The sequence below is a fragment of the Pseudocitrobacter sp. CD920760 genome (genome assembly GCF_057782505.1).
This window is the reverse complement of the sequence record NZ_CM173490.1, coordinates 2,150,316-2,170,544: the sequence shown is the minus strand read 5'-3', so window position 1 is coordinate 2,170,544 and position 20,229 is coordinate 2,150,316. Positions and strand designations below refer to the sequence as shown.

General features: G+C 55.1%; 17 protein-coding genes. 6 read left to right on the top strand and 11 right to left on the bottom strand.

The features are described 5' to 3' along the window. Window positions 1-149: 149 nt before the first annotated feature. The 4 genes from potA (at window position 150) to potD (ending at window position 4,029) form a co-directional block, all read left to right on the top strand. Window positions 150-1,286, top strand: a complete 1,137-nt coding sequence (gene potA, locus AC1MKH_RS09990) for a spermidine/putrescine ABC transporter ATP-binding protein PotA (RefSeq protein WP_276220188.1) — start codon at window positions 150-152, stop codon at window positions 1,284-1,286. Next, complete coding sequence (gene potB, locus AC1MKH_RS09985; RefSeq protein WP_276220189.1) at window positions 1,270-2,127, top strand: spermidine/putrescine ABC transporter permease PotB; 858 nt, start codon at window positions 1,270-1,272, stop codon at window positions 2,125-2,127. The genes potA and potB overlap by 17 nt, the downstream gene beginning before the upstream one ends. Continuing rightward, a complete protein-coding gene (gene potC / locus AC1MKH_RS09980; protein ID WP_276220190.1) occupies window positions 2,124-2,915 on the top strand; it encodes a spermidine/putrescine ABC transporter permease PotC in 792 nt (263 codons plus the stop codon). The genes potB and potC overlap by 4 nt, the downstream gene beginning before the upstream one ends. A 67-nt stretch (window positions 2,916-2,982) precedes the next feature. Then, the gene (gene potD, locus AC1MKH_RS09975; RefSeq protein WP_276220191.1) at window positions 2,983-4,029 is read left to right on the top strand and encodes a spermidine/putrescine ABC transporter substrate-binding protein PotD; all 1,047 of its coding nucleotides are present in this window, start codon (window positions 2,983-2,985) and stop codon (window positions 4,027-4,029) included. A gap of 36 nt (window positions 4,030-4,065) precedes the next feature. On the opposite strand, the gene cobB is transcribed toward potD, so the two are convergent. Genes cobB through lolC form a run of 5 tightly spaced genes read right to left on the bottom strand, consistent with a single transcriptional unit; the run spans window position 4,066 to window position 9,026 of the window. Then, window positions 4,066-4,902 (bottom strand): Sir2 family NAD+-dependent deacetylase, encoded by an 837-nt coding sequence (gene cobB, locus AC1MKH_RS09970; protein ID WP_276220192.1) that lies wholly within the window; start codon window positions 4,900-4,902, stop codon window positions 4,066-4,068. A gap of 14 nt (window positions 4,903-4,916) precedes the next feature. After that, entirely contained in the window at window positions 4,917-5,828 is a 912-nt protein-coding gene (nagK, locus tag AC1MKH_RS09965) for an N-acetylglucosamine kinase (protein ID WP_276220352.1), read from the bottom strand. 60 nt (window positions 5,829-5,888) lie between these two features. Next, a complete protein-coding gene (lolE, locus tag AC1MKH_RS09960) occupies window positions 5,889-7,133 on the bottom strand; it encodes a lipoprotein-releasing ABC transporter permease subunit LolE (protein ID WP_276220193.1) in 1,245 nt (414 codons plus the stop codon). Further along, window positions 7,133-7,834 carry a lipoprotein-releasing ABC transporter ATP-binding protein LolD gene (gene lolD / locus AC1MKH_RS09955; protein WP_276220194.1) on the bottom strand — a complete coding sequence of 234 codons (702 nt, stop codon included), beginning with the start codon at window positions 7,832-7,834 and terminating at the stop codon, window positions 7,133-7,135. The genes lolE and lolD overlap by 1 nt, the downstream gene beginning before the upstream one ends. Continuing rightward, window positions 7,827-9,026 carry a lipoprotein-releasing ABC transporter permease subunit LolC gene (gene lolC, locus AC1MKH_RS09950; protein WP_276220195.1) on the bottom strand — a complete coding sequence of 400 codons (1,200 nt, stop codon included), beginning with the start codon at window positions 9,024-9,026 and terminating at the stop codon, window positions 7,827-7,829. Before lolC ends, lolD begins: the two co-directional genes overlap by 8 nt. Window positions 9,027-9,324: 298 nt before the next feature. On the opposite strand from lolC, the gene AC1MKH_RS09945 reads away from it, so the two are divergent. Further along, window positions 9,325-10,392 (top strand): acyltransferase family protein, encoded by a 1,068-nt coding sequence (locus tag AC1MKH_RS09945; RefSeq protein WP_276220196.1) that lies wholly within the window; start codon window positions 9,325-9,327, stop codon window positions 10,390-10,392. 143 nt (window positions 10,393-10,535) lie between these two features. Beyond that, window positions 10,536-13,982: a transcription-repair coupling factor gene (gene mfd, locus AC1MKH_RS09940; protein ID WP_276220197.1), complete on the top strand. Its 3,447-nt coding sequence runs from the start codon at window positions 10,536-10,538 to the stop codon at window positions 13,980-13,982. 130 nt (window positions 13,983-14,112) lie between these two features. On the opposite strand, the gene ptsG is transcribed toward mfd, so the two are convergent. From ptsG to pabC, 6 genes are all read right to left on the bottom strand, one after another. Further along, the gene (ptsG, locus tag AC1MKH_RS09935) at window positions 14,113-15,546 is read right to left on the bottom strand and encodes a PTS glucose transporter subunit IIBC (protein ID WP_276220198.1); all 1,434 of its coding nucleotides are present in this window, start codon (window positions 15,544-15,546) and stop codon (window positions 14,113-14,115) included. Window positions 15,547-15,927: 381 nt separating this feature from the next. Beyond that, the gene (locus AC1MKH_RS09930; protein ID WP_276220199.1) at window positions 15,928-16,722 is read right to left on the bottom strand and encodes a metal-dependent hydrolase; all 795 of its coding nucleotides are present in this window, start codon (window positions 16,720-16,722) and stop codon (window positions 15,928-15,930) included. Between the two features lie 10 nt (window positions 16,723-16,732). After that, on the bottom strand, window positions 16,733-17,737 hold the full coding sequence (gene holB / locus AC1MKH_RS09925; protein ID WP_276220200.1) for a DNA polymerase III subunit delta': 1,005 nt from the start codon (window positions 17,735-17,737) through the stop codon (window positions 16,733-16,735). Then, window positions 17,734-18,375 (bottom strand): dTMP kinase, encoded by a 642-nt coding sequence (tmk, locus tag AC1MKH_RS09920; protein ID WP_276220201.1) that lies wholly within the window; start codon window positions 18,373-18,375, stop codon window positions 17,734-17,736. Before tmk ends, holB begins: the two co-directional genes overlap by 4 nt. Next, window positions 18,365-19,387 carry a cell division protein YceG gene (gene yceG, locus AC1MKH_RS09915; protein ID WP_276220202.1) on the bottom strand — a complete coding sequence of 341 codons (1,023 nt, stop codon included), beginning with the start codon at window positions 19,385-19,387 and terminating at the stop codon, window positions 18,365-18,367. Before yceG ends, tmk begins: the two co-directional genes overlap by 11 nt. A gap of 1 nt (window position 19,388) precedes the next feature. After that, window positions 19,389-20,198 (bottom strand): aminodeoxychorismate lyase, encoded by an 810-nt coding sequence (gene pabC, locus AC1MKH_RS09910; protein WP_276220203.1) that lies wholly within the window; start codon window positions 20,196-20,198, stop codon window positions 19,389-19,391. Between the last annotated feature and the right edge of the window lie 31 nt (window positions 20,199-20,229).

The window sequence follows — 20,229 nt, the reverse complement described above, 5'->3', positions numbered from 1 at the left end:
GCTTAAAGATAGCTCATCTGTATGCATAGAGGATTGGCGATTTAACACGATTGCCGTAGAATGCCAGGCCTTAATATGTGTCAGGCCTCTATACGTCTAAAGGTGGTTAACCACAAACCCCGCATCGGTAAGCCATCCGGTGCGTCTGAATGGGACAGAGTAAAAAATTGAATACACAATCGCGTTCGCTTTCACCGCTGGTGCAATTGGCGGGAATTCGCAAAGGCTTCGATGGTAAAACGGTCATCTCCGATCTGAACCTGACCATCAATAACGGCGAGTTCCTCACGCTGCTTGGGCCCTCTGGCTGCGGTAAAACAACCGTCCTTCGTCTTATTGCGGGTCTTGAAAATGTAGACTCTGGGACGATTCACCTGGAAAATCAGGATATTACTAACGTTCCGGCCGAAGATCGCCACGTTAACACCGTTTTCCAGAGCTATGCGCTTTTTCCGCACATGTCCGTCTTCGAAAACGTGGCATTTGGTCTGCGCATGCAGAAAACCCCTGCCGATCAAATTACCCCTCGTGTAACCGACGCGCTGCGTATGGTGCAACTGGAAGAGTTCGCTGAGCGCAAACCGCATCAGCTCTCCGGCGGTCAGCAGCAGCGCGTAGCGATTGCCCGTGCGGTGGTCAATAAACCGAGCCTGCTGTTGCTGGATGAATCGCTCTCTGCGCTCGACTACAAGCTGCGTAAGCAGATGCAGAACGAACTCAAAGCGTTGCAGCGAAAGCTGGGTATCACGTTTGTTTTTGTCACCCACGATCAGGAAGAAGCGCTCACCATGTCGGACCGCATCGTGGTGATGCGCGACGGACGTATTGAGCAGGACGGCACCCCGCGTGAAATTTACGAAGAGCCGAAAAACCTGTTTGTCGCCAGTTTTATTGGCGAGATCAATATTTTCGAGGCGACCGTGATTGAGCGTCTGGATGAACGCCGGGTACGTGCCAACGTCGAGGGCCGCGAGTGCAATATTGATGTCAATTTCCCGGTGACGCCCGGCCAGAAACTGAATGTGCTGCTGCGCCCGGAAGATCTGCGCGTCGATGAAATCAACCACAACGATCACATTGAAGGCCTGATTGGCTACGTGCGTGAGCGCAACTATAAGGGCATGACGCTGGAGTCGGTCGTCGAGCTGGAAAATGGCAAGATGGTGCTGGTCAGCGAATTCTTTAATGAAGATGACCCGGACTTTGACCATTCGCTCGATCAAAAAATGGCCATTAACTGGGTAGAAAGCTGGGAGGTCGTACTGGCTGATGAAGAACACAAGTAAGTTCCAGAATGTGGTGATTGCCACAATCGTCGGTTGGCTTGTGTTATTTGTCTTTCTGCCCAACCTGATGATCATCGGTACCAGCTTTTTGACCCGCGACGACGCCAGTTTCGTCAAAATGGTCTTTACGCTGGATAACTACGCGCGCCTGCTCGACCCGCTGTACTTCGAGGTGCTGCTGCACTCGCTGAACATGGCGCTCATTGCTACGCTCGCCTGCCTGGTGCTGGGCTATCCCTTCGCCTGGTTTCTGGCAAAGCTGCCGCACAAGGTGCGCCCGCTGCTGCTGTTTCTGCTGATCGTTCCCTTCTGGACTAACTCGTTGATTCGTATCTACGGGCTGAAAATTTTCCTCAGCACCAAAGGCTATCTGAACGAGTTTTTGCTGTGGCTGGGCGTTATCGACACGCCGATTCGCATCATGTTCACGCCGAGCGCAGTCATCATCGGCCTGGTCTATATCCTCCTGCCGTTTATGGTGATGCCACTCTACTCCAGCATCGAGAAACTCGATAAACCCTTGCTGGAAGCGGCGAAGGATCTGGGAGCCAATAAGCTGCAAACGTTCATACGCATTATCATTCCGTTGACGATGCCGGGGATTATCGCGGGTTGTCTGCTGGTCATGCTGCCCGCGATGGGCCTGTTCTACGTCTCTGACCTGATGGGCGGCGCGAAAAACCTGCTCATTGGTAACGTCATTAAGAGCCAGTTCCTCAATATTCGCGACTGGCCGTTCGGTGCGGCCACCAGCATTACATTGACGGTAGTGATGGGTCTGATGCTGCTCGTTTACTGGCGCGCCTCGCGTCTGCTGAATAAAAAGGTGGAGCTGGAATGATCGGTAAACTGCTGCGCGGCGGTTTTATGACCGCCATTTACGCTTATCTCTACATCCCGATTATTATTTTGATCGTGAACTCCTTTAACAGCTCGCGTTTCGGGATTAACTGGCAGGGTTTTACCACCAACTGGTATAGCCTGCTGATGAACAACGACAGCCTGTTGCAGGCCGCCCAGCACTCACTGACGATGGCTATCTTCTCGGCAACCTTCGCCACGCTAATTGGTTCGCTGACGGCGGTGGCACTCTATCGCTACCGTTTTCGCGGCAAACCGTTTGTCAGCGGCATGTTGTTCGTGGTGATGATGTCACCGGACATCGTGATGGCCATCTCGCTACTGGTGCTGTTTATGCTGCTGGGGATCCAGCTCGGCTTCTGGTCGCTGCTGTTCTCGCATATCACCTTCTGCCTGCCGTTTGTGGTGGTCACCGTCTACTCGCGCCTGAAAGGGTTTGATGTGCGAATGCTGGAAGCAGCAAAAGATTTGGGTGCCAGCGAACTCACTATTTTACGAAAAATCATACTGCCGCTGGCGATGCCTGCGGTAGCCGCCGGTTGGCTGTTGAGCTTTACGCTCTCAATGGATGATGTGGTCGTGTCCTCATTTGTTACCGGGCCGGGCTATGAGATTTTACCGCTAAAAATTTACTCAATGGTTAAAGTCGGCGTTTCACCGGAAGTGAATGCGCTGGCGACGATTTTGCTGGTGCTATCACTGATACTGGTCATTGCCAGCCAGCTTATTGCTCGCGATAAAACGAAAGGTCTGGCGCGCCAGGCATAATGGGAGTTGGCCTGAATTCAGGCCAATCAACACAGCAGCCTTTCAAGGCTCAATCAGGGGACGTTAAATGAAAAAATGGTCACGCCACCTGCTCGCAGCGGGTGCTTTAGCACTGGGAATGAGCGCCGCTCACGCTGATGACACGAAAACACTCTACTTCTACAACTGGACGGAATATGTTCCGCCGGGGCTGTTAGAACAGTTCACCAAAGAGACGGGTATCAAGGTTATCTATTCGACCTATGAATCGAATGAAACCATGTACGCTAAGCTTAAAACCTACAAAGACGGCGCCTATGACCTGGTGGTGCCGTCCACCTATTACGTCGATAAAATGCGCAAAGAGGGCATGATCCAGAAGATCGATAAAACGAAGTTAACCAACTTCGGCAACCTCGACCCGGAAATGCTCAATAAACCGTTCGACCCGAACAATGATTACTCCATCCCGTATATCTGGGGGGCGACCGCTATCGGCGTGAACAGCGACAGTATCGATCCGAAAAGCATCACCAGCTGGGCCGATCTGTGGAAGCCGGAGTATAAAAACAGCCTGCTGTTAACGGACGATGCCCGCGAAGTGTTCCAGATGGCGCTGCGCAAGCTGGGTTATTCCGGCAATACCACTGACCCGAAAGAGATTGAAGCCGCCTATAACGAGCTGAAAAAACTGATGCCGAACGTGGCCGCGTTCAACTCTGATAACCCGGCCAACCCGTATATGGAAGGCGAAGTAAACCTGGGTATGGTGTGGAACGGCTCGGCGTGGGTCGCGCGTCAGAACGGTACGCCGCTGGAGGTCGTGTGGCCGAAAGAAGGCGGCATCTTCTGGATGGATAGTCTCTCTATTCCAGCAAATGCCAAAAACAAAGAAGGCGCACTGAAACTCATCAACTTCCTGCTGCGCCCGGAAGTGGCAAAACAGGTCGCGGAAACCATCGGCTACCCAACGCCAAACCTCGCGGCGCGTAAGCTGCTGAGTCCGGACGTGGCTAACGATAAATCACTCTACCCTGACGCTGATACCATCAACAAAGGCGAATGGCAGAATGACGTTGGCGCGGCCAGCGCGATTTATGAAGAGTATTATCAGAAGTTGAAGGCAGGACGGTAAGACGACAACGGGGCGATACGCCCCGTTTTTTTTACGCTACTTATCGGTATTACCGATATTTTGCAGCAACTGCTCGACGAATTCGGGCACTACTTCACTCGCCAGCCCGTAGTACTTCTCTTCAAACTCGCTGCCCACCTGGCTTGGTTCGAGGTTGAGCTCCACGGTTTTCGCGCCGTGCAGTTTGGCTTCATGCACAAAACCTGCCGCCGGATAGACGTGGCCGGAGGTCCCGATGGCGATAAAAATGTCGGCCATAGAGAGCGCCAGATAGATGTGGTCCATCTCGAACGGCATCTCACCAAACCAGACGATATGCGGGCGCAACGGCGCCGGGAACTGACAACAGTGACATTTATCGTCCGGCGTCACATCGTCTGTCCAGTCCAGCACTTGTCCGCTCTGCGTGCAGCGCACTTTGAGCAGTTCGCCGTGCATATGCAGCACATTTTTGCTGCCTGCACGCTCATGCAGGTTATCGATATTTTGCGTCACCAGCATAAAATTATCGCCCAGCGCCTCTTCCAGCCTGGCCAGCGCAATATGCGCGGCATTTGGCTGGATTTCCGGCTGCTGAAGCTGCCTGCGGCGCGCGTTGTAAAACGCCTGAACCAGCGCCGGATCGCGCTGGAACCCTTCAGGCGTCGCCACATCTTCAACCCGATGCTCTTCCCACAGCCCATCAGCCGCGCGAAACGTGCGAATACCCGATTCAGCCGAAATACCGGCGCCCGTTAGCACAAGAACTCTTGGTTTATCCATATGCTCTGGTATCACCCTGTCAGTGAAAAAAATCCGCTGGCGCAGACGCTGGCGCAGCTGACGTTTATTCCGACGAAAACGGCTCAATCGATGTAAGCGGCGCGACTGCATATCTACTCCATGTATTAGTTTGTGAGATGAAGGAAGGCAGCGCCGCGCATTCCTCCCGCGTCACCGTGTCGCGCGCGTTCTATGCGCGGTACGGCAGCGACGGGAAGCAAATGGCGCGGCAGGCGCTGCGCTAGCCCATCTGTGATAGCTGAAAAGTTTGATAACCCGCCACCGAGGACCACTAAATCGGGGTCCACGATAGTTAAAATATTGCCCAGGCACACCGCCAGGAGGTCCAGATAGCGCTCAACGTGTTCGCGCGCCTGCGTGTCGCCCTGCTCCCACAATGCGACAATCTCCGGAGAGGTGCGTTGCTGGTGATAAAAATGTGTATAAAGCCAGGCAAATCCGCGCCCGGAAAGGTAATTTTCGATGCAGCCCAGTTGCCCGCAGCCGCAGCGCGTTAACGGAAAATCACGCCCCACCACCTCTAACGCATCCACCGGCAAGCGGATGTGTCCGAACTCTCCGGTAATGTAACGATGGCCGGTAATCGATTTGCCGTTCTGCACAATGCCGCCACCGACGCCGGTGCCGAGAATTAACCCCATCACCAACGGGTATTGGGTGAATTCATCGTCCCACGCTTCTGAGATTGCGAAGCAGTTGGCGTCGTTATCGAGACGGACATCGCGCTCCAGCAAGCGGCTTAAGTCTGCGCGCAGCGGTTTGCCGGTAGCAGCAGGCACGTTGGCCGCATACAGTGTACCGTCTTCGGTTTCCGGCATGCCTGGAATACCAATACCCACGGTTCCCTGACAGTTGAAGCGCGCATCGGCTTGCGCCACCAGCCCGCAAACGGCGTCAAGAAACGCGTCATAACTCTCTTTCGGCGTCGCGACACGCGTTTCCCAGACTAGCTGTCGCTTCGTATCGAACACGCCGAGTGCAATTTTGCTGCCGCCAATATCAAATCCATAATGCATCATCGTAAATTCCTCTTACTGACGCGCACAGCGGCAAAACTGCACCGTCAGGACGTTAAATTACTGGCCACTCAGCACCCTCGCCGGGTCGATACGGCTGGCGCGGCGAGCCGGATACCAGCTCGCCAGCAAACTCAGCAACAGTGCGGTGACCAGCACATAAAAGACATCCAGCCAGTGAAGTTCAGACGGCAGGAAGTCAATAAAATAGATATCGCCAGACAAAAATTTATGGCGAGTAACACCTTCAATCCACTTCATAATCGGCGTCAGATTCAGCGCACACAGTACGCCAATCACCACACCGAGCAGGCTGCCTAACAGGCCAGCGAGTAAACCATACCACACGAAAATTGCGCGGATCAGCCCGTCTTTTGCGCCCAATGTGCGCAGTACCGCAATATCGCTACTTTTATCTTTCACCGCCATCACCAGTGTTGAGACGATGTTGAAGCAGGCCACGCCGATCACCAGCACCATCGCCAGATACATAATCGCGCGGATCATCTGGATATCGCGGTACATATAGCCGTAGGTGCCAATCCAGCTCTGAATAGTGACATAGCTGTTGGTCACTTCGCCTGCCGAACGGACCAGTTTGTTGGCGTTAAAGACGTCGTTTACTTTAATCGCGATGCCCGTGACACTGTCACCCATTTCCAGATACTGCTGCGCATCCTGCAATGGAATCATGGCAAAGCTATGATCGAGCTGGCCGCTAAGCTGCAAAATGCCGGAAACATGCAAACGAATGCGTTTGGGTTGCAGCAGCTTGTGTTCCGCATTGGCGTTCGGGATCATGATGGTCAGCCAGTCACCCTGCTTCACCTTCAGCGCATCCGCCACACCTTTGCCGATAATGATTTGCTGACCGCCCGCCTTAAAGTCGCTCCAGCTTTCGCCCTGCACAAATTTCGGCAACGCGCTTAAACGGCTTTCCTGCGCAGGATCGACACCTTTCACCTGAATCGCGCGCATATTGCTGCCGCTTTCGACCAACCCGGTGAAGGTGATGTAAGGCGCCGCAGCCGCGATACCGTTCACTTTTTCAACCTGCGGCAGAATGGTGCGCCAGTTGGTCCACGGCTGGTTTACCGCTTCAATTTGCCCGTGCGGTACTACGGCAAGTACGCGGTTGTTCAGCTCGCGTTCAAAGCCGTTCATGGCGCTTAAGCCGAGGATCAATACTGCGACGCCCAGCGCGATGCCGACGGTGGAAATCACGGAGATCAGCGACACCATGCCGCTGCGGCGACGCCCGCGGCTAAAGCGCAGGCCAATCAGAAGGGAGAGTGACGGGGCCATCAATCTGCTCCCATCAGGGAGAGTTGATCGGTAAGACGGCCATCGCGCATCTCAAGCTGGCGGCCCATGCGTTTCGCCAGTTGCAGGTCATGGGTGACAACCAGGAACGCGGTCCCCTGGGACTGGTTCAGTTCACCCAGCAGTTTAAAAATGCTGTCAGCGTTTTTGGCATCCAGGTTGCCGGTCGGTTCATCCGCCAGCACCAGACGCGGGTTGTTGACCAGTGCACGGGCAATTGCCACGCGCTGGCGTTCGCCGCCTGAGAGTTCCGACGGGCGATGGCGGGCACGATGCCCAAGCCCAACGGCGTTCAGCATCTCTAATGCGCGCGCATTGATTTCCGCCGGTTTCTTCTTGCCGATAAGCAGTGGCATTGCCACATTTTCCAGCGCGGTGAAATCGGGCAGCAGGTGGTGGAACTGATAGATAAAGCCGAGTTTCTGGTTACGCAGTTCAGCTTTCGCCGCCGAAGAGAGCTTGCTCATTGGCTGACCGCTAAAAATAACGTCGCCGGAGGTCGGTGTATCAAGCCCGCCCAGCAGGTGCAGCAGCGTACTTTTACCGGAGCCGGAGCTACCGACAATCGCCATCATCTCGCCTTCGCCCACGTTAAAGCTCACATTGTGCAGCACGTCGGTTTGCACAGAGCCTTCCTGATAGCGTTTGCACAGGTTGTCGCATTGCAACAGGATCTTATTCATAACGTAAAGCCTCAGCGGGTTGAGTGGCGGCAGCGCGCCAGGAAGGATAAAGCGTAGAGAGTAACGCCAGCGCCATCGCCACCAGCGCAATCACGATAACCTGCAATGGGTCGATAGCCACCGGCAGCGCAGCGCCATCGAGAAACGCGCCGATTATCGGCATTAAATTGTTAAGTTGACTGGCGAGCAACACGCCCAGCACGGCACCAAGCAGTGCACCTATCACGCCTGCGCTCGCGCCCTGGACCATAAAGACCATCAGAATTTGACGTGGTGTCAGCCCCTGGGTTTGCAGAATGGCGACTTCGCCCTGCTTCTCCATCACCATCAGACCCAGCGAGGTGATGATATTGAAGGCTGCCACCGCGATGATAAGGCTCAGCAGCAGCCCCATCATGTTTTTCTCCATGCGCACGGCCTGGAACAGCTCGCCTTTACGCTCGCGCCAGTCCTGCCATTTGGTGCCTTCCGGCAGCGTTTGCTGGCTGAGGGTATCGACCTGCAACGGTTTATCGAGCCACAGACGCCAGCCAGTGATATTCCCCGCCGGATAGCGCATCAAGCGCGAGGCATCCTGAATGTTGACCAGCATTTGATAACCATCGACTTCGCTGCTTGCGGCGAAGGTGCCGATGACATTAAACAGGCGCTGGCTCGGAACGCGGCCCATCGGCGTAAACTGGCTGGCCGATGGCACCATCACGCGCAGCTGATCGCCACGGTTAACGCCCAGTTGCCCCGCCAGCTGTTCACCGAGAATGACGTTATATTTGCCCGCTTCCAGCGCACTCTGTTTGACGTTAACCAGATATGGCGTCAGCGGATCTTTCTGGGCGGGATCAACACCCAGCATCACGCCAACCGAGACGTTGCGCGCGCTTTGCAGCACCACATCGCCGGTGGTTAACGGCGCAACGCGCGTGACGCCTTGCAGCTTGATGTCTTTCTCAGGCAGCGTTTGAGGATTGAGCGAACCGTTTTCAGCGGTCAGGATGGCCTGAGGCATCAGCCCCAAAATGTTGTTTTGCAGCTCGCGTTCAAAGCCGTTCATCACCGAAAGTACGGTAACCAGCGCCATTACGCCAAGCGTAATGCCGATTGTCGACAGCCAGGAAACAAAGCGACCGAAACGGTCCGCTGCGCGCCCACGCATATAACGCAGGCCAATGAATAGTGCGACAGGTTGATACATGTAATCCGTCTTTGCTGATAGCAGAGGCATGAGTATATAAGCGAAAGCAAAGAGCGTAAATGAGTGAAACAGTAAGTTTTCGTCATCGCCGGGTTAAAATATTCCTAAAAATCAAGTAAATGATTTCAGATTCGCAGATAAAACAGGCGATTGATTTGCGCAATAACGTGGAAAACGATACCTGGCTGTTACCTGATCCTTTTCTGAAAATGGTCTGAATACAGACTGTTACCCATTACATCCCTTTTTACGGCCTTCAGGATAACGCTTTATTTTATGGCAACGAAGGCACGGCGACATGCAACAAAAAACATTATGGATCAACCAGATAAAAGGGCTATGCATCTGCCTGGTGGTGGTGTATCACTCGGTGATTACCTTCTATCCGCATCTCTACGCGTTCCAGCATCCCTGGTCAGAGACGCTCTCGAAATGCTGGATCTACTTCAATTTATATCTCGCCCCGTTCCGCATGCCGGTCTTTTTCTTTATCTCGGGCTTTCTTATTCAGCGCTATGTCGCCGAAGTGCCATGGAAAGGCTGCGTGGATAAACGCATCTGGCATATTGTTTATGTGCTGGCGCTGTGGGGGCTGTTGCAGTGGCTGGCACTGCGCCAGCTAAACGGCTGGCTGGCGCCTGAGCGCGACCTTGGTAATGCCGCCAACGCAGCCTACGCCGATAACCCCGGCGAGTTTTTGTATGGCATGCTCACCGCCAGCACCAGCCTGTGGTATCTCTACGCACTGGTCGTCTATTTCGTGTTCTGCAAACTGTTTGTGCGCGCGAAGGCGCCGCTACTTGTCGCGTTAGCCGTCCTCAGCGTGGCAATCAACTACCTGCCGCTACCGTGGTGGGGAATGAACAGCGTGCTGCGTAACGTTATCTATTATGCGCTGGGCGCGTGGTACGGCACGGCGGTGATGACCTGGCTGACGACAGCGCTGCCGCGCAAGGCGTTTGTTCCGCTTCTGATTTTCGCACTTGCCGCCGTGGCGCTCTACTTCAAAGGTATTCCGCTGCTGATGGCGCTGCTGTCGATTTTCGTCATCATGAAGCTGTTCTGGCGAGCCAGTCACGTTATTCAACCGAGCGAAAATAACTGGCTGAACGTCGTGGGTTCAAACACCATCGCCATCTACACCACGCACCGTATTCTGGTCGAAGGCGCAAGCCTGGTACTCATCAAACAGGTAAACGGGCATGCGCTCACGGCGACCAGCGAACTGGCGTTGCTGCTGACTTACCCGCTGCTAAGCCTTTTCGTGTGCACACTGTTTGGTCTTTTAGTGCGTCAGATTTCACGCCGCCTGACGGACGATCTGCTGTTTAGCCCGCCGGCAAAAAGCGCGCTGGCGACGTCCTGACCCCACGCGCCAGGCTTCCGGGCCTGGCGTTTTCTCTCCTCGATTTTCCGCAGTTGCACTCCCGCCGCCATCACGGATAATAAGCGTAATAAATTGATATTTTTACCGTGTCACTTTGCGGTTTCTGGAGAACGTGCCCCGCTATGCCTGAACTAGCCCGTTACGCCCTACCCACCAAAGCTGGCGATCAGCGTCAACTGGGGGAACTGACCGGTGCGGCCTGCGCCACGCTGGTCGCGGAGATTTCCGAACGTCATGCCGGCCCGGTTATCCTGATTGCGCCGGATATGCAAAACGCCCTGCGACTGCACGATGAAATCAGCCAGTTTACCGATAATCTGGTGATGAACCTTGCCGACTGGGAAACGCTGCCGTACGACAGTTTTTCGCCGCACCAGGACATTATTTCGTCTCGTCTTTCAACGCTTTATCAGTTGCCGATGATGCAGCGCGGCGTGCTGATAGTGCCCGTAAGCACACTGATGCAGCGCGTTTGCCCGCACAGTTATCTGCACGGCCACGCATTGATGATGAAAAAAGGCCAGCGTCTGTCACGCGATGCCCTGCGTGCGCAGCTCGACAGCGCGGGTTATCGCCACGTGGATCAGGTCATGGAGCACGGCGAGTACGCCACGCGCGGCGCGCTGCTCGATCTTTTCCCGATGGGCAGCGAGCAGCCGTATCGTCTCGATTTCTTCGATGATGAAATTGACAGCCTGCGCGTGTTCGACCCGGACAGCCAGCGCACGCTGGAAGAAGTCGATTCCATTAATCTTCTGCCTGCACACGAATTCCCGACGGATAAAACCGCCATCGAGCTGTTCCGCAGTCAGTGGCGCGATAAGTTCGATGTAAAACGCGACGCCGAGCATATCTATCAACAGGTGAGTAAAGGTACGCTGCCAGCGGGGATCGAGTACTGGCAGCCGCTGTTCTTTAGCGAGCCGTTGCCGCCGCTGTTCAGCTATTTCCCGGCCAATACGCTGCTGGTGAATACCGGTGACCTCGACGCCAGCGCTACGCGCTTCCAGGCTGATGCACAGGCGCGCTTCGAGAATCGCGGCGTTGACCCGATGCGGCCTTTACTGGAGCCCGAACTGCTGTGGCTGCGCCCGGACGAGCTCAACGGTGAGCTAAAAAAATGGCCGCGCATTCAGCTTAAAACAGAGCATCTGGCAGAGAAAGCCGCCAATACTAACCTCGGCTTCCAGCCGCTGCCCGAGCTGGCGATTCAGGCGCAAAATAAAGAGCCGCTGGATAACCTGCGCCGCTTCCTGGAATCGTTCACCGGCCCGGTGATTTTCTCCGTAGAGAGCGAAGGTCGTCGGGAAGCGTTAGGCGAACTTCTGGCGCGTATCAAGCTATCGCCAAAACGCATTCTGCGGCTGGATGAAGCCACGGACACCGGGCGCTATCTGATGATTGGCGCGGCGGAACACGGGTTTATCGACACGCAGAATAACCGGGCGCTGATTTGCGAAAGCGACCTGCTGGGCGAGCGCGTGGCGCGACGTCGTCAGGACTCCCGTCGCACCATTAATCCGGATACCCTAATCCGCAACCTGGCTGAGCTGCATATCGGCCAGCCGGTGGTGCATCTGGAACACGGGGTTGGCCGCTACGCAGGGATGACCACGCTGGAGGCCGGTGGCATCAAAGGCGAATACCTGATGCTGACCTACGCCAACGAGGCCAAACTGTATGTGCCGGTCTCCTCGCTGCACCTGATTAGCCGCTACGCCGGGGGTGCGGAAGAAAATGCGCCGCTGCACAAACTGGGCGGCGATGCCTGGGCGCGAGCCCGACAGAAAGCCTCTGAGAAAGTGCGCGATGTCGCGGCCGAGTTGCTTGATATTTATGCCCAGCGTGCAGCGAAAGAAGGCTTTGCCTTTAAACACGACCGTGAACAGTATCAGCTTTTCTGCGATAGCTTCCCGTTCGAAACCACGCCGGATCAGGCGCAGGCCATAAATGCTGTGTTAAGCGACATGTGCCAGCCGCTGGCGATGGACCGCCTGGTGTGCGGCGACGTTGGCTTCGGTAAAACCGAAGTGGCGATGCGTGCCGCATTCCTCGCCGTCGAAAACAATAAACAGGTGGCCGTGCTGGTGCCGACTACCCTGCTGGCGCAACAGCACTACGATAACTTCCGCGACCGTTTTGCCAACTGGCCGGTGCGCATTGAGATGCTCTCCCGCTTCCGTAGCGCCAAAGAGCAGGCGCAGATTCTGGAACAGGTGGCGGAAGGTAAAATCGACATTCTGATCGGCACCCACAAGCTGCTGCAAAACGATGTGAAGCTGAAAGATTTAGGCTTGCTGATTGTCGATGAAGAGCACCGCTTCGGCGTGCGCCACAAAGAACGCATTAAAGCGATGCGCGCCGATGTGGATATCCTGACGCTCACCGCCACGCCAATCCCGCGTACGCTGAATATGGCGATGAGCGGCATGCGCGATTTGTCGATTATTGCCACGCCGCCGGCGCGTCGACTGGCGGTGAAAACCTTCGTGCGTGAATACGATAACCTGGTGGTTCGTGAAGCCATTCTGCGTGAAATTCTGCGTGGCGGTCAGGTCTATTACCTGTTCAATGACGTTGAAAATATCCAGAAAACAGCGGATAAACTGGCCGAACTGGTGCCGGAGGCGCGTATCGCGATAGGCCATGGTCAGATGCGCGAACGTGAACTGGAACGCGTGATGAACGATTTCCACCACCAGCGGTTTAACGTGCTGGTATGTACCACCATCATCGAGACCGGTATCGACATTCCGACCGCCAATACCATCATTATTGAGCGGGCGGATCACTTCGGTCTGGCGCAGTTGCACCAGTTGCGTGGCCGCGTGGGGCGTTCGCATCACCAGGCCTATGCGTGGCTGCTGACCCCGCATCCAAAGGCGATGACCACCGATGCGCAGAAACGTCTGGAAGCCATTGCTTCGCTGGAAGATCTCGGCGCCGGATTTGCACTGGCGACTCACGACCTTGAAATTCGCGGCGCGGGGGAATTGCTGGGCGAAGACCAGAGCGGTTCAATGGAAACCATTGGCTTCTCACTTTATATGGAACTGTTGGAAAACGCCGTCGATGCGTTAAAAGAAGGCCGCGAACCGTCGCTGGAGGATCTCACCAGCCAGCAAACGGAAGTGGAGCTGCGTATGCCGTCGCTGCTGCCGGACGATTTCATTCCTGACGTCAATACGCGTCTCTCCTTCTACAAGCGTATCGCCAGTGCGAAAAGCGAAAGCGAACTGGATGAGATCAAAGTGGAATTGATTGACCGCTTTGGTCTGTTGCCGGATGCGGCGCGTACGCTGCTGGATATCGCCCGTCTGCGCCAACAGGCCCAGAAACTGGGTATTCGAAAGCTGGAAGGCAACGAGAAAGGCGGGGTGATTGAGTTCGCGGAGAAAAACCATGTGAACCCGAGCTGGCTGATTGGTCTGTTGCAGAAACAGCCACAGCACTATCGCCTGGACGGCCCAACGCGGCTGAAGTTCTTCCAGGATCTGAGCGAGCGTAAAGCGCGAATGGAATGGGTGCGTCAGTTTATGCGTCAGTTAGAAGAGAACGCTATCGCGTAATGCCGAATGTCAGGCCAACAAAACAGTGAATGCCAGGCCTGATAAGCACAGCGCATCAGGCAATCTCAGGTTGCAAAAAGGGGAGCCATTCGGCTCCCCTTTTCTTCTCCCCAACTTCGCTCAACCGAGCTTAGTTATTGCGGATGTATTCATCCATTTCGGTTTTCAGGTTATCGGATTTAGTACCGAAAATCGCCTGAACGCCGGAACCCGCAACAACTACACCTGCCGCGCCCAGTTTCTTCAGCCCAGGCTGGTCAACTTTCGCAACGTCCGCCACGCTGACACGTAAACGGGTGATACAGGCATCAAGGTTGGTGATATTTTCTTTACCGCCGAAAGCTGCCACCAGAGCCGGTGCCATTTCGCTGGTTACGCCAGCTTTGCTGTCTTCGGATGCATCTTCACGACCCGGAGTTTTCAGGTCCAGTGCTTTAATCAGCACGCGGAAGATGGTGTAGTAAACGATCGCATAGCAGATACCGACAATCGGGAACAGCCACAGTTTGCTGCTGTTACCAGACAGAACGATAAAGTCGATCAGGCCGTGAGAGAACGACGTACCGTCACGCATACCCAGCAGGATACAGATCGGGAATGCCAGACCCGCCAGAATCGCGTGGATGATGTACAGGATCGGCGCAACGAACATGAAGGAGAACTCGATCGGCTCGGTAATACCGGTCAGGAACGAGGTCAGCGCCGCGGAGATCATGATACCGCCCACTTTTGCACGGTTTTCCGGTTTAGCAGAGTGCCAGATAGCAATCGCTGCAGCCGGCAGGCCGTACATTTTGAACAGGAAGCCACCGGACAGTTTGCCCGCAGTTGGGTCACCGGCCATGTAACGCGGGATATCACCGTGGAACACCTGGCCTGCTGCGTTGGTGAATTCACCAATCTGCATCTGGAAAGGTACGTTCCAGATGTGGTGCAGACCGAACGGTACCAGGCAGCGCTCGATGAAGCCGTAGATACCAAACGCCACAACCGGGTTCTGGTAAGCAGCCCACTGAGAGAAGGTCTGGATAGCCGTACCAATCGGCGGCCAAATGAAGGAGAGCACGATGCCCATAAAGATTGCGGTCAGACCAGAAATGATCGGAACGAAACGTTTACCGGCGAAGAAGCCCAGATACTCAGGCAGCTTGATACGGTAGAAGCGGTTGAACATGTACGCGGCGATCGCACCGGCGATAATACCGCCGAGAACACCGGTATCCGCCAGGTGCTTCGCGGCGATTTCTTCAGCCGGGAGATGCAGGACCAGCGGCGCAACCACAGCCATGGTTTTCACCATGATGCCGTAGGCCACAACGGAAGCCAGAGCGGAAACACCGTCGTTATTGGTGAAGCCCAGTGCAACACCGATAGCGAAGATGAGCGGCATGTTGGCAAAAACGGAACCGCCCGCTTCCGCCATAACATGGGAAACGACGGCTGGCAGCCAGCTGAAGTTTGCAGAACCGACGCCCAGCAGGATACCTGCGATAGGCAGTACGGATACTGGCAACATCAGTGATTTACCGACCTTTTGCAGGTTAGCAAATGCATTCTTAAACATAATTGAGAGTGCTCCTGAGTATTTGTGCTTTTACACATCACCTTTCGGGCTACGTCTGCGTAAGCGGCAGTTACGGTGCCAGCTGACGCAACAAGAATGATGTTGTGTATTTTTTCTACGTTTTCACGCATTAACGAGGGGGGAGTAACCTCGTCGTGTAACGGGCATCTAAGCGCCCTTTATTTATTACACAGAGTAAAATAAATACCCTGAACTTTGTTTGACGGCTATCACGTTTCAATGAGCGACAGATGAAATACTTATGTAACTTTACATAACTGATTGCCAAATGTTACAAAAACCCCATCCACCGCCATTTTAATGGCGGTGAACTTTACTCGCTTTGATTATTAATTACGAGCTTTAAAATAAGCTGAGAAATCAGGGAAGTTGCAGGCGGGCGGGGTCGATATGGAAGAGGTTGGCGAAGTTTTGCGTCGTCTGCTGCGCCAGTTCTTCGACAGAAACGCCCTTCAGAACGGCCATATACTCCGCAACATCACGCGTCATCGCGGGCTGATTCTCTTTACCGCGATGCGGTACCGGCGCCAGATACGGCGAGTCCGTCTCAACCAGCAGACGATCCAGCGGCACGTAACGCGCGGCATCACGCAGCTGTTCGGCATTACGGAAGGTCACAATCCCCGAGAAAGAGATATAGAACCCCATATCCAGCAACTTACCTGCGGTTTCTCTGTCTTCTGTGAAACAGTGTAGTACGCCACCGCAATCCGTCACTTTTTCTTCGCGAAGAATTGCCAGCGTATCAACCCGTGCGTCGCGCGTATGAACGATAACCGGTTTGTTCAGTTCGCGACCAATCTGGATATGCTGGCGGAAGGAGATTTGCTGACGGGGTTTTGTTTCCGGTGTGTAATAGTAGTCGAGCCCGGTTTCGCCCATGGCGACCACGCCCTCTTCTGCCGCCAGACGGCGCAGTTCTTCTACATCGTACTCTTCATCCTGATTCAGGGGATGCACGCCGCAGGAGAAAACCACGCCAGACCGCTGGCCGACCAGATCGCGCATGCCACGATATCCGGGCAAGGTAGTGGCCACAGCCAGACAAAATTTCACATCGCGTGCGGCGGCTTTGGCCAGCACGTCATCTACATCTTTATGCAGGTTTTCATAATCGAGGCCATCAAGATGGCAGTGCGAGTCGACTAAAAACATAATGTCTCTCTTAGAGATGCGATACCGGCAGTACCGCACCAGGTTGCAAGTAATGTTCCCAACGCAGAAGGCGCTCGGTGAGGATCAATTCGCGGTTCAGGCCCGTCACGTTCAGCAGTTGCTCGCGACAGGTACAGATATCCGCCACGATAGCCTGGAGACGTGTGGCTGCTATTGCATGGGCAATCTGGTGCACCAACGCGCCATAATCAACATTCACGATAGCGCTAATGCCCTGCTGCTGTTTAAGCGCATCCAGCAGCAGCGATGCCAGCCAGTGCAAACGCTGGGCGACCGTTTCATGGTTCAGTAACGGCAGCAGCGCCAGCCAGTCACCGCTGCTAAGGGTAGCAGAGAGCCCCTGACACAGTTTTGCCCGGGATGGCCAGCTCTCTTCCTGAAGCAGCGTTTGCGCCGCAGCAGGCGCGCTGGCGCTAAGGCGTAGCGCCGCCAGCAATTCATTTTGTGACATTGTCACTTCGCGTTCCAGCCAGGCTAAACCGTACTGCTCTGACGGCGGCGCGAGATGGAAAAGACGACAACGACTGCGCAAGGTTGCCAGCAGACGCGCGGGCTCTTCACAGGCGAGGAAGAACCAGGTATTTTTCGGCGGTTCTTCCAGCGTTTTCAACAACGCATTGGCGGCCGCTTCTGTGAGGATCGCCGCATCGGCAATCCACACCACTTTCGCGCCGCCCAGCCGGGCATGCTCGTACAGCTTCTCGCTGACCTCACGCACCGCATCGATACCCAGCATGCTCTTGCCCTTTTCTGGCGCAAGCGCGTAATAGTCCGGATGCGTGCCGGCCTGCATTAACTGGCAGCTATGACATTTTCCGCAGCTTTTATGTCCATCTGGCTGCTGGCACATCAGGTAACGCGTCAGAGCATAGACCAGCGCTTCATCGCCCATGCCAACGCGCGCCTGCACCAGCAGCGCATGATGGCCTCGACCGGCCTGATAGCTGGTAATCAGCTGCTCAAAAGCGGGACGCAGCCACGGATACCATTTCATGCCTGCTGCTCCGCAACCCAGTCGATAACCGTCTGGCGGATGTCGCTCATGACCTGCTCCAGCGGCTGCGTCGCATCGATAGTGCGAATGCTGTCATCTGCCGCCGCCAGCTCAAGATAACGCGCCCGGGTACGGTTGAAGAAGTTCAGTGACTCCTGCTCGATACGGTCCAGATCGCCGCGCGCACGGGCGCGTTTCAGGCCCACTTCCGGCGTAACGTCAAGATAGAGCGTCAGATTCGGGCGAAAATCGCCCAGTACCGCATTGCGCAGCGTCGCCAGCATGTGTTGATCGATACCGCGTCCGCCGCCCTGATACGCCTGAGTCGAGAGGTCATGACGATCGCCAATCACCCATTCACCCTTCGCCAGCGCCGGTTTAATGACCGTCTCCACCAGTTGTACGCGCGCGGCGTAAAACATCAAGACTTCGGCTTTATCGGTGATCACTTCATCGCCGACAGATTTGATATCCAGCACCAGGCTACGCAGTTTTTCAGCAAGGACGGTCCCGCCCGGCTCACGGGTAAAAACCAGATCCGTGATGCCCAGTTCCTGCAAGGTTTTTACCACTGCATCGCGTGCGGTGGTTTTCCCTGCGCCTTCCAGACCTTCGATGACGATGTAGTTACTGCGCATTTTTTTCCTTAAGTGCTTTTAGATAGTCCTGCACTGAGCGGTTATGGCTGACCAGATTGGTATTAAAGGTGTGGCCGCCTTTTCCGTCAGCAACAAAATAGAGATACGGCGTTTTGGCCGGATGCGCCGCAGCGTTCAGCGACGCTTCCCCAGGTGCCGCGATCGGCCCTGGCGGCATACCGGCAATCACATAGGTATTGTACGCCGTCGGTGTCTCCAGATCTTTACGCGTCAATTTACCATTATAACGCTCACCCATCCCGTAAATCACGGTCGGGTCAGTTTGCAGGCGCATACCAATACGCAGACGGTTGATAAAGACAGAAGCCACGCGATCGCGCTCCTCAGCCACGGCAGTCTCTTTCTCGATAATCGAGGCCATCGTCACCAGTTCGTTCTGGTCTTTATACGGTAGCCCTTCCATACGCCCTTCCCAGACCTTATCGACCTCGGTCACCATTTTCTGGTGCGCACGTTTGAGGATCGCCACATCGCTGGTATTGGCGGTGTACATCCAGGTATCTGGCCACAACCAGCCTTCCACCCAATCCGGGTGCTCAAGCTCAAGCACCTTTGCGACGGTTTCGTAACTGTCGTCGGCCAGCGTATGCTTCACATACGGCGCATCACGCAGCTGACGCAGATAATCACTCACCCGCATACCCTCGACGAAACGCAGCGGGAACTGCGCCTCTTTGCCGCTCTCGAGCAATTGCAGCATTTCGCGTACGGTCATCGATGGAGTAAAGCGATAGGTCCCGGCTTTAAAGTGAGAGAGCTCGGGCTCAAGGCGCAGCAGCCACTGAAACACGCGCGGACGATTAATGATTTTTTCGCCGTAAAGCTGTTGGCCCAGCGCCAGTCGACCCGTTCCTGCTTTGAGGGAGAAAATGGTATCTTCTTTAATTAACAGCGTGCTGTTCGCCAGTTGACGAACTTTCCACGCGCCAATGCCCGCAGCGATAGCCATCACTACCAGCAGTATCATAATAACGCCTAACAATTTCTTCATGCTAATCAGACAACTCACAAAGTGGGGCTAAATATTGGTAAAGTTCGCGCGACGGCCAATCGAGCCCGGCATAGTGTTGCACAGGCGCTAGTGGTATCAACGCATTGCAGATTAACACTTCGTCTGCATCGGCTAACGCTTCCGGCAGCGCGACCACCTCGATCAATTGATAAGGCGATGCGGCAAGCTGCGCAATAATATGCTGGCGCATGATCCCGTTCACGCCCGCCTGATCAAGACGCGGTGTGAAAACATCCTGCCCCTTGCGCCAGAACAAGTTAGCCGCACAGCATTCCGTAACCCACCCTTCGCTGTCAAGAACCAGCGCCTCATCAGCGTCCGTCTGCTCAAGATGAGAGCGAATCAGCACCTGTTCCAGTCTGTTAAGGTGTTTCATCCCGGCGAGATACGGATTGCGCCCCAGGCGTACCGGGCTGAGCGCTAGCGTTATGCCGTCACGGCGCCAGCGTGAGTAATGGGCAGGTGATGCGGACGTAGCAAGAATACGCGTAGCGGAGAGACACGCCGCACCGCTGTAGCCTCTGCCGCCCGTGCCGCGGCTAATAATAACTTTCAGCACGCCCTGCTGTTGTTGGGCCGCCAGTTGGCACATTTCCTCTTGCAGGAGAATCCAGTCATTGAAGGCGATGCTTAAACGCTGGCAGGCAAGCTGTAAGCGCGCGAGATGGGCAGAGAGTAAAGATACGCGCCCCTGCTCGATCCGGGCCGTTGTAAAGCAGCCATCGCCAAACTGGGTGGCCCTGTCGTTGACCGCGAGGGTGTCCTGTTCCAGGCCATTAATCAAGAACATAAGGCGCTCCTTTTCGGTGGGCGGATAGTGT

Excerpts from the sequence above, each read along its gene's own strand:
- potA (WP_276220188.1), top strand. The coding sequence starts at position 150 with ATGGGACAGAGTAAAAAATTGAATACACAATCGCGTTCGCTTTCACCG.
- potB (WP_276220189.1), top strand. The coding sequence starts at position 1,270 with ATGAAGAACACAAGTAAGTTCCAGAATGTGGTGATTGCCACAATCGTC.
- potC (WP_276220190.1), top strand. The coding sequence starts at position 2,124 with ATGATCGGTAAACTGCTGCGCGGCGGTTTTATGACCGCCATTTACGCT.
- potD (WP_276220191.1), top strand. The coding sequence starts at position 2,983 with ATGAAAAAATGGTCACGCCACCTGCTCGCAGCGGGTGCTTTAGCACTG.
- cobB (WP_276220192.1), bottom strand. The coding sequence starts at position 4,902 with ATGCAGTCGCGCCGCTTACATCGATTGAGCCGTTTTCGTCGGAATAAA.
- nagK (WP_276220352.1), bottom strand. The coding sequence starts at position 5,828 with ATGCATTATGGATTTGATATTGGCGGCAGCAAAATTGCACTCGGCGTG.
- lolE (WP_276220193.1), bottom strand. The coding sequence starts at position 7,133 with ATGGCCCCGTCACTCTCCCTTCTGATTGGCCTGCGCTTTAGCCGCGGG.
- lolD (WP_276220194.1), bottom strand. The coding sequence starts at position 7,834 with ATGAATAAGATCCTGTTGCAATGCGACAACCTGTGCAAACGCTATCAG.
- lolC (WP_276220195.1), bottom strand. The coding sequence starts at position 9,026 with ATGTATCAACCTGTCGCACTATTCATTGGCCTGCGTTATATGCGTGGG.
- AC1MKH_RS09945 (WP_276220196.1), top strand. The coding sequence starts at position 9,325 with ATGCAACAAAAAACATTATGGATCAACCAGATAAAAGGGCTATGCATC.
- mfd (WP_276220197.1), top strand. The coding sequence starts at position 10,536 with ATGCCTGAACTAGCCCGTTACGCCCTACCCACCAAAGCTGGCGATCAG.
- ptsG (WP_276220198.1), bottom strand. The coding sequence starts at position 15,546 with ATGTTTAAGAATGCATTTGCTAACCTGCAAAAGGTCGGTAAATCACTG.
- AC1MKH_RS09930 (WP_276220199.1), bottom strand. The coding sequence starts at position 16,722 with ATGTTTTTAGTCGACTCGCACTGCCATCTTGATGGCCTCGATTATGAA.
- holB (WP_276220200.1), bottom strand. The coding sequence starts at position 17,737 with ATGAAATGGTATCCGTGGCTGCGTCCCGCTTTTGAGCAGCTGATTACC.
- tmk (WP_276220201.1), bottom strand. The coding sequence starts at position 18,375 with ATGCGCAGTAACTACATCGTCATCGAAGGTCTGGAAGGCGCAGGGAAA.
- yceG (WP_276220202.1), bottom strand. The coding sequence starts at position 19,387 with ATGAAGAAATTGTTAGGCGTTATTATGATACTGCTGGTAGTGATGGCT.
- pabC (WP_276220203.1), bottom strand. The coding sequence starts at position 20,198 with ATGTTCTTGATTAATGGCCTGGAACAGGACACCCTCGCGGTCAACGAC.